Source organism: Pseudoclavibacter sp. RFBJ3 (genome assembly GCF_002931375.1).
In the GTDB taxonomy this organism is placed as follows: domain Bacteria; phylum Actinomycetota; class Actinomycetes; order Actinomycetales; family Microbacteriaceae; genus Pseudoclavibacter.
This window is the reverse complement of sequence record NZ_PSXZ01000020.1, coordinates 23,642-31,315: the sequence shown is the minus strand read 5'-3', so window position 1 is coordinate 31,315 and position 7,674 is coordinate 23,642. Positions and strand designations below refer to the sequence as shown.

Annotated in this window: 7 protein-coding genes; 1 reads left to right on the top strand and 6 read right to left on the bottom strand. The window is 70.1% G+C overall.

Annotated features, from left to right (window positions below; genetic code table 11):
* On the top strand, nucleotides 1-103 hold a 103-nt coding region (locus tag C5E07_RS17320), incomplete at its 5' end, for a hypothetical protein (RefSeq protein ID WP_146080632.1).
* Nucleotides 104-349: 246 nt separating this feature from the next.
* Here the strand turns inward: C5E07_RS17320 and C5E07_RS17315 are convergent.
* The 6 genes from C5E07_RS17315 to nirB all read right to left on the bottom strand — a co-directional run bounded on the left by C5E07_RS17315 (nucleotide 350) and on the right by nirB (nucleotide 7,476).
* The gene (locus C5E07_RS17315; RefSeq protein WP_104241662.1) at nucleotides 350-1,204 is read right to left on the bottom strand and encodes a formate/nitrite transporter family protein; all 855 of its coding nucleotides are present in this window, start codon (nucleotides 1,202-1,204) and stop codon (nucleotides 350-352) included.
* A gap of 149 nt (nucleotides 1,205-1,353) precedes the next feature.
* Nucleotides 1,354-2,067: a sirohydrochlorin chelatase gene (locus tag C5E07_RS17310; RefSeq protein ID WP_104301074.1), complete on the bottom strand. Its 714-nt coding sequence runs from the start codon at nucleotides 2,065-2,067 to the stop codon at nucleotides 1,354-1,356.
* Between the two features lie 27 nt (nucleotides 2,068-2,094).
* The gene (locus C5E07_RS17305) at nucleotides 2,095-3,276 is read right to left on the bottom strand and encodes a uroporphyrinogen-III synthase (protein WP_104301072.1); all 1,182 of its coding nucleotides are present in this window, start codon (nucleotides 3,274-3,276) and stop codon (nucleotides 2,095-2,097) included.
* On the bottom strand, nucleotides 3,273-4,508 hold the full coding sequence (gene cobA / locus C5E07_RS17300; RefSeq protein ID WP_104301070.1) for a uroporphyrinogen-III C-methyltransferase: 1,236 nt from the start codon (nucleotides 4,506-4,508) through the stop codon (nucleotides 3,273-3,275). Before cobA ends, C5E07_RS17305 begins: the two co-directional genes overlap by 4 nt.
* Nucleotides 4,505-4,894 (bottom strand): nitrite reductase small subunit NirD, encoded by a 390-nt coding sequence (gene nirD, locus C5E07_RS17295; RefSeq protein ID WP_104301068.1) that lies wholly within the window; start codon nucleotides 4,892-4,894, stop codon nucleotides 4,505-4,507. Before nirD ends, cobA begins: the two co-directional genes overlap by 4 nt.
* Nucleotides 4,891-7,476: a nitrite reductase large subunit NirB gene (gene nirB, locus C5E07_RS17290; RefSeq protein ID WP_104301065.1), complete on the bottom strand. Its 2,586-nt coding sequence runs from the start codon at nucleotides 7,474-7,476 to the stop codon at nucleotides 4,891-4,893. Before nirB ends, nirD begins: the two co-directional genes overlap by 4 nt.
* Nucleotides 7,477-7,674: the final 198 nt, after the last annotated feature.

Genomic DNA, 7,674 nt, shown 5'->3' with positions numbered 1-7,674 from the left:
GGGGCAGCGCGACTTCTTCGGCGCCCACACCTACAAGCGCGTCGACCGCGACGGCGTCTTCCACACCGACTGGTCCGGCGACCGCACCGAGCACAACGCGTAGCGAGCTCGGCGAGCCGCGGAAGCAACGCGCTAGGCCCCGGTCTTCAGGCAACCGCCTGAGGGCCGGGGCCTCTCGCGTGCGCGGAGAGGCGCGGAGCTCCCCCGCTGGGCGGTGGCGGTGGCGGTGGGCTGAGAACAGCGCAGAAACCCGAGAAGAGTCAGCCAGAAGCAGGCTCGCGAACAAAGGAGGATGCATCTGGCTGACTCTTCTACCCGGGTGGGCGGGTCAGCCGGGTGAGCGGGCAGCTCAGACCGCGGCGGGGGCCTTCGCCTCGGTCGCAGCGAGCTTGGCGGCCACCGCTCGAGGCGTACCGGTGCGGCCGTAGGTGAAGTACAGCGGCAGGCCGACGAAGAGCAGTCCGCCGACGAGGTTGCCGACGACCGTGGGGATCTCGTTCCAGATGAGGTAGTCCAGGAGCGTGAAGTCGGCGCCGAGGAGCAGGCCAGACGGGAACAGGAACATGTTCACGATGGAATGCTCGAAGCCCATGAAGAAGAACAGCATGATGGGCATCCACATGGCGATGACCTTGCCGGAGACGCTCTTGGAGATCATGGCGAGTGCAACTCCGGTCGCGACCATGGCGTTGCAGAGCACCGCACGGACGAACAGCGTGAGCATCCCGGAGGCACCGTGCTCGGCGTAGCCGACGGTTCGGCCTTCGCCGATGTGGCCGATGGCCTCGCCCACCGCGTTCGGGGGTGTCGCGAAGCCGTTCGTGACGACGATGGCCATGAGCACGGCGATCGTGAAGGCGCCGATGAAGTTGCCGACGAACACGAGGCCCCAGTTGCGGAGCACGCCCCGGAGGGTGACACCGGGCCGCTTGTCGAGCCAGGCGAGCGGGCCGAGCACGAAGACGCCCGTGAGGAGGTCGTAGCCGAGCAGGTACAGCATGATGAAGCCGACGGGGAAGAGCAGGGCGCCGAGGAGCGGGACGCCGGTCGTCACGCTGACGGTGACGGCGAAGGCCGCGGCGATGGTGAGGAAGGCGCCGCCCATCGTGGAGCGGATGATGGTGTCGCGGGTCGAGAGGAAGATCTTGCTCTCGCCGGCATCGATCATGGTGGTGACGAGGTCGTTCGGCTTGACGTAGGACACAGGTTCCCTTTCGCTCTGGCGGTGCTCTGTGGCCGTGTTCGGCCCGGTGTCCACACGCTATTCGCGTGCAGTTTCGGCCCCGTGGCTCGTGCGGTGCGTTCTGGTTTCCATTCCCTCTCGCCTCCGTCCGCGCGCTGTGAGAAGCGCCGTCAGACGAGCGCCGCCGTGGTGACGACGGCGTCGAACCGCTCGAGGATGATCTCCGCGATGCGGTCGTCCACGCCGAGGGGCGCCGCCACGATGTCGGCTCCTGCCTCCGACACCCGGTCGTGGAAGAAGCCAGGGGTGAGGAGGTAGCTGGCGATGCTGACGCTCGCGCCGGGTCGCTGGCGCCTGGCGATATCGACGGCGGCGGGCACGCGCGGGTCGAGGGCCGCGCCGTAGCCGAGGAGCGCATCCGCACCGCCGATGCCGTTGAACTGCTCGCGCAGCTCGTGGAAGCGGGGCACGGCGGCGGCGGCCGTGGAGCCCGCGACGGCAATGACGACTCCGTCTTCGGCACTGCCGCCAGCTTCGAGGAGACGCTCCCAGAGCAGCTGCGAGAGGCGCGCGTCGGGCCCGAGCGGGGCGGCCACGGAGGTGCCGGGGCGTGCGGCGACGGCTTCGGCGATGTCGACCTGCGTGTGGAATCCGACCGTGAGCAGCACGGGCACGACTACGACCTCGGCGTCCTCCGGGAGCCCCGCGAGCACCTCGACGAGGCTCGGCTGCTGGACGTCGACGAACGCTTCGACGACCTGCACGTCGGGCCGCAGCTGCTGGGCGCGCCGCAGCAGCTCACGGATGACGGCCTGCCCGTCGGTGTTGTCCGTCCCGTGGGATGCACCCACGAGGATCGTGGGACGCGGGGGCTGCTCGTTCATCTCCGTGCTCACTCTCTTGGCCTGGGATCAGCTCGTGCGGATGCGCAGTCGGTAGCCGCGCTTCACGACGGTCTGCACGATCGCTCGGTCGCCGAAGGATTCGCGGAGGCGGGCGACGGCGACGTCGGCCGCATGGGTGGTCGTCGGGCTGCCCGGCAGCCTGGCGAGGATCTGCTCCCTCGTGACGACACCGCCCGGGTTGCCGGCGAGGAGGCGCAGGACGCGCAGGGCACCCGGCGAGAGCTCGATGACGTCGTCGCCGATGACGGCGCAGCTGGAGCGGAGGAAGAGGCGTCCCGCTTCGGTCTCGATGCCTTCGGCAGCGCGCTGCGCGTAGTGCTCGATGAGCTCGCGGATGAGCGCGCCGAGCCGTCCGCGCTTCGGGACGACGGGTTCGATGCCGACCGAGCGGAGCGGGGCGGCGGTGATGGGGCCGACCGCGACGGTCACGAGCGACCCATCGCGGCAGCGCTGACGGATCCGGTCGAGCGCGCCGCCGCTCTTCTCGGCGTCGTCCGCGTCAGCATCGCCGGAGAACGACTCGAGCCACGCGGAGACGCCCGGCGCCGACGTGAACACGATCGCGTCGACCTCGCCGTCCGCCGCCTTGAAGGCCCACCGCGAGAGCAGCGCCGGGTCGGCGGGTGGCCCCCACCGGTACACGATGAGGCTCTCGACGTCGGCCCCCGCGGCGAGGAACTCCTCGTCGAGTCCGTCGGCTCCCGAGCCGTGGTGCTGCAGGGCGATGCGCGCGCCCTCGACGCCTTCTGCGAGCAGGAACTGGGCGAGCTCGGCGGAGGTCTCCGACTCGGCCACCCAGTCGGCGTTGAGCCCGGCCGCTTGGATCGCCCCGCGTGCCTTCGGCCCCCTCGCGACGATGCGCGCGTTTGAGAGCACCGCGACGAGGTCCTCCGCGAGCCCGTGCGCATCCGCTGCGTCGATCCACCCTCGGAAGCCGACGCCGGTGGTGGCGACGACGATGTCCGGAGGGTTCGCGATGACGCGCTTCGTCGCGTCGAGCAGGTCGGCGTCGTCTTCGACGGCGGTCATGGTGAGCGAGGGTGAGTGGCGGATGATCGCCCCGCGTCGTTCGAGGGCGGTCGCGAGCTCACCGGAGCGGCGGTCGCTCGTCACGACGACGACGACGCCTGCCAGGTGCTGTTCCTGGGGAGGGCGGGTGCGTGCACCGCTCGCTGGTGGGAAGCTCATGCTGACAGTGCGTCCTGTTCTTGGAGCGAACGAGCGGCCTGCAGGAGGCCGAACTGGGCGACTTCGCCGATGATAATGATGGCGGGGTTGGCGACGCCGACGCTGCGCGCTGTGGCGTCGATCGTGCGGAGGCTGCCGCGCGTGACGCGCTGGCGGGGCGTGTGTCCGTTCTCGACGATGGCGACGGGCATGTCGTCTCGGACTCCGGCCTCGACGAGCTCGTCGCAGATGCGGCCGAGGGCGGAGACTCCCATGAGCACCACGAGGGTGCACGTGTCGCCCTTCACCGATCTGAGGAGTTCGGCTCCGAGTCGCTGGTGGCCGGTCACGACCTGGAATGAGTTGGCGACGCCGCGGTGCGTGACCGGGATGCCCGCGGCGGCCGGGACGGAGATGGCGCTGCTGATGCCGGGGACGACCTCGACGTCGATGCCCGCTTCGTTGCAGGCGAGCACCTCTTCGCCACCCCGCCCGTAGACGAAGGGGTCTCCGCCTTTGAGGCGCACGACGACGAGCCCCTGCTCGGCCTTCTCGACGAGGATGCGGTTGATCTCGTCCTGCGGCACGGGGTGGTGCTTGGGCTGCTTGCCCACGTCGATGATCTCGACGTCGGCGGGCAGCTCGGCGAGCACCGAGCGCGGCCCGAGGCGGTCGGTGACGACGACGTCGGCCTCCGCGAGGGCACGGCGGCCGCGGAGCGTCAAGAGGTCGGCGTCGCCGGGTCCCCCGCCGACGAGCACGACCCGCCCTGTGCCTGCACGGTGGCGGCGCAGGTCGATGTCCCCGGCGCGCAGGTTCTCGGCGAGCTGGTCGCAGATGAGGCGGCTGCGGCGCGGGTCGGCGCCCTGCTTCGAGACGACGCCGATCTCGACGGCCCCGGCGTCGGAGGTTGCGGGGGTCTTGGCGCTGCCGGCGGATGCGTCGCTCGCGTTCACGCACCAGACGCGTCGCTCGTTGGCCCATTCGGCGACGAGCAGGTCTGTGGTCTGGTCGCCGGTGGCGGTGTGGACGAACCAGGCACCGTCGAGGTGGTCTGCGCGGACGGGCTCGGCGAGCCAGGTGACGAGTCCGTCGGCGACGAGCCCGCCGATCGTGCCGCCGAGTTCGGGGGCGACGATCGTGACAGATGCGCCGGCCGTGACGAACTTCTGGGCGCGTCTCGCGGAGACGGCACCCGCGCCGACGATGACGACGTCGCGGCCGGTGAAGTCGAGTGCCATGAGCGTGCTCATCGTGTGCCTCCGAGGTCGACGAGCACGGTGCCGTGCTCGATGCGCACGGGGTAGGTGAGGAGGGTGCGCTCCTCTTTGCCGACGCTGTCGAGGCATTCGCCCGTGGCGAGGTCGAAGACCTGCTTGAACATGGGCGAGGCGACGGTGAGCCGTCCGCCGCGAGTGCCGACGAGGCCACGGCTCATGACCTGCGAGCCCGAGTACGGGTCGGATTGCTGCACGGCGAACACCGACTCGTCGCCGAGGCGGAAGAGCGCGATCTGCGTTCCGTCGAGGATGGCGGCGACCCCACGTTCCGGGTGGAGGGCGCTCAGTGGGCAGACGGCGACCCACTGCGTCTGCGCGGCCGCGGCGTCGACCGTCTGCGTGTCGATGGCGATGCTCATCGTCGGACCTCCAAGGTCGTTCCTGCGATGACCGTGCCGGCGCTGCGGTCGGTGTCGTTTGCTGGGCGGAGCTGCCCTCGCTCTGGCACGTAGCCGAGCGAGGGGTCCGGCGTGGTGGGGGCGTTGACGAAGGAGACGAACCGCTCCATGACCTCGGGGTCGTTGAGCGCCTCCTGCCATTCGTCCTTGTAGTTGTCGACGTGGTTCGCGACCATGGCGTCGAGGTCCGCCGCGATGCCGAGGCTGTCCTCGAGGACGACGGCGCGGAGGGTGTCGATGCCGCCGTCGAGGTCCTCGATCCAGCGGGCCGTGCGCTGCATCCGATCGGCGGTGCGGATGTAGTAGCCGATGAAGCGGTCGATGGCGGTGATGAGCTGCTCGTCGTCGAGGTCCTCGACGAGCAGCTCCGCGTGGCGTGGCGTGAAGCCGCCGTTGCCGCCGACGTACAGGTTCCAGCCCTTCTCCGTGGCGATGACACCCACGTCCTTCGCGCGCGCTTCGGCGCATTCGCGCGCGCATCCCGAGACGCCGAACTTCAGCTTGTGCGGCGAGCGGAGGCCGCGGAAGCGCAGCTCGAGGAAGATGGCCATGGCCACCGAGTCCTGCACGCCGTACCGGCACCAGGTGGAGCCGACGCACGACTTCACGTTGCGCAGCGCCTTGCCGTACGCCTGCCCTGACTCGAACCCGGCGTCGATGAGCTTCTTCCAGATCTCGGGCAGCTGCTCGATGCGGGCGCCGAAGAGGTCGATGCGCTGGCCGCCGGTGATCTTCGTGTAGAGGCCGTACTCCTTGGCGACGGCGCCGATCGCGATGAGCCCGTCCGGGGTGACCTCGCCGCCGGGGATGCGTGGGACGACCGAGTAGGTGCCGTCCTTCTGCATGTTCGCCATGACGTGGTCGTTGGTGTCCTGCAGGGCTGCCTGCTCGCCCTTGAGGATGTGCCCGTTGCCGAGGGACGCGAGGATCGAGGCGACGACCGGGCGGCAGATGTCGCACCCTCGGCCCCCGTTGCCGTGCCGCTCGATGATGCCCGTGAAGGTGTGGAGGCCAGTGACGCGGACGGCATCGAAGAGCCCGGCGCGGGACATCGCGAAGTGCTCGCAGAGCGCGTTGCTCACCTCGACGCCGGTCTTCGCGAGCTCCGTGGAGAAGATCTTCTTCACGAGCGGCACGCAGGAGCCGCACGCGGTGCCCGCGTTGGTGCAGGCCTTGACGCCCGCGAGGTCGGTGCAGGCGTGGTCGGTGACGGCGCCGCGCACCGCGCCGACCGAGACGTTGTTGCAGGAGCAGACGGTGGCGTCGTCCGGCAGGTCGCCGCCGACCTCCGGCATGCCGTCGGCCGGCAGCAGGTACGCGGCCGGGTCGGTGCCGAGCTCGCGCCCGACCATCGGGCGCAGGGAGGTGTAGGCGGAGGCGTCGCCGACGAGCATGCCGCCGAGCAGCACCTTCCCGTCGTCGGACATGACGAGCTTCTTGTAGACGCCGCCGACCGGGTCGGCGTAGGTGACCTCGAGCGCGCCGGGCGACTCGGCGAAGGCGTCGCCGAAGCTCGCCACGTCGACGCCCGTCAGCTTGAGCTTCGTCGAGAGGTCGACTCCGGGGAAGGTCGCCGCTCCCCCGGTGAGGCGGTTCGCGACGACCTCGGCCATGGAGTATCCGGGGGCGACGAGCCCGAAGCACTCGCCGTCGATGGAGGCGACTTCGCCGATCGCGAAGATGTTGGCGACGGATGCTCGGCAGGCGTCGTCGACCTCGATGCCACCGCGAACGCCGAGCGCGAGCCCGGCGTCACGCGCGAGCTCGTCGCGGGGCCGGATGCCGACGGCGAAGACGACGAGGTCGGCGAGCTCGGGTTCGCCGTTCGGGAAGTCGAGTCCCGCCGCGCGGCCCTCGGCGTCGAGGACGACGGCGCTGGCTCGTGAACCGGTGCGCACATCCACGCCGAGATGCTCGATGAGGAGACGGAGGGCCTCGCCACCACCCGCGTCGAGCTGGGCGGACATGAGGTGGCCGGACGATTGGACGACGGTGCACTCGGCGCCGAGGGCGACCATGGCGCCTGCGGCCTCGAGGCCGAGAAGTCCCCCACCGACGACCGCGCCGCGGACGGTGCGGCCGAGTCGCTGTGACAACTCCGCAACCTCCGCCTTCAGCGCGACAACGTCGTCGACCGTGCGGTACACGTGCACGCCTGGCGCATCCACTCCCGCGATCGGGGGCTTCGCGGCGGCGGACCCGGTGGCGATGACGAGCTCGTCGTAGTGCTCGGTCGCGCCGAGGGAGGTGACGAGGGTGCGGGTCTCCGGGTGGATACTCGTCACGGTCTCGGAGGTGCGCAGCGTCACGTTGGGGTGCGACCACATGAGCGGCCTGCCCAGCTCGAGGGCGGCTGGGGCGACGCCCGAGAAGGTGCTCGTGAGCTGCACCCGGTCGTAGGGTCGCCACGGCTCGTCGCCGATGACGGTGATCGCCCAGACCCCATCGGAGTCCTGCGATCGCAGCGACTCGATGAATCGGTGCGCGACCATGCCAGCGCCGATCACCACGACGTGGCGAGAGCGGGGCGCGGGGGTGGACATGTCGTGAGCGTAGGTCTGGGATGTTTCGTCACCGTACGGCGATTGTTTCGGGGTCATCACAGCTCGTCTCGGTGTGCTCGAGTGGGTGCGCGCATCGTGGCTCCTCCGTTGATGAACGGCGACGGGTGGTCGCTGACATGCTCAGAGCGTAGAAACCGCATGTTTCACGAGGTGCGTGCTGCTGTTTCCCCGAGGCAA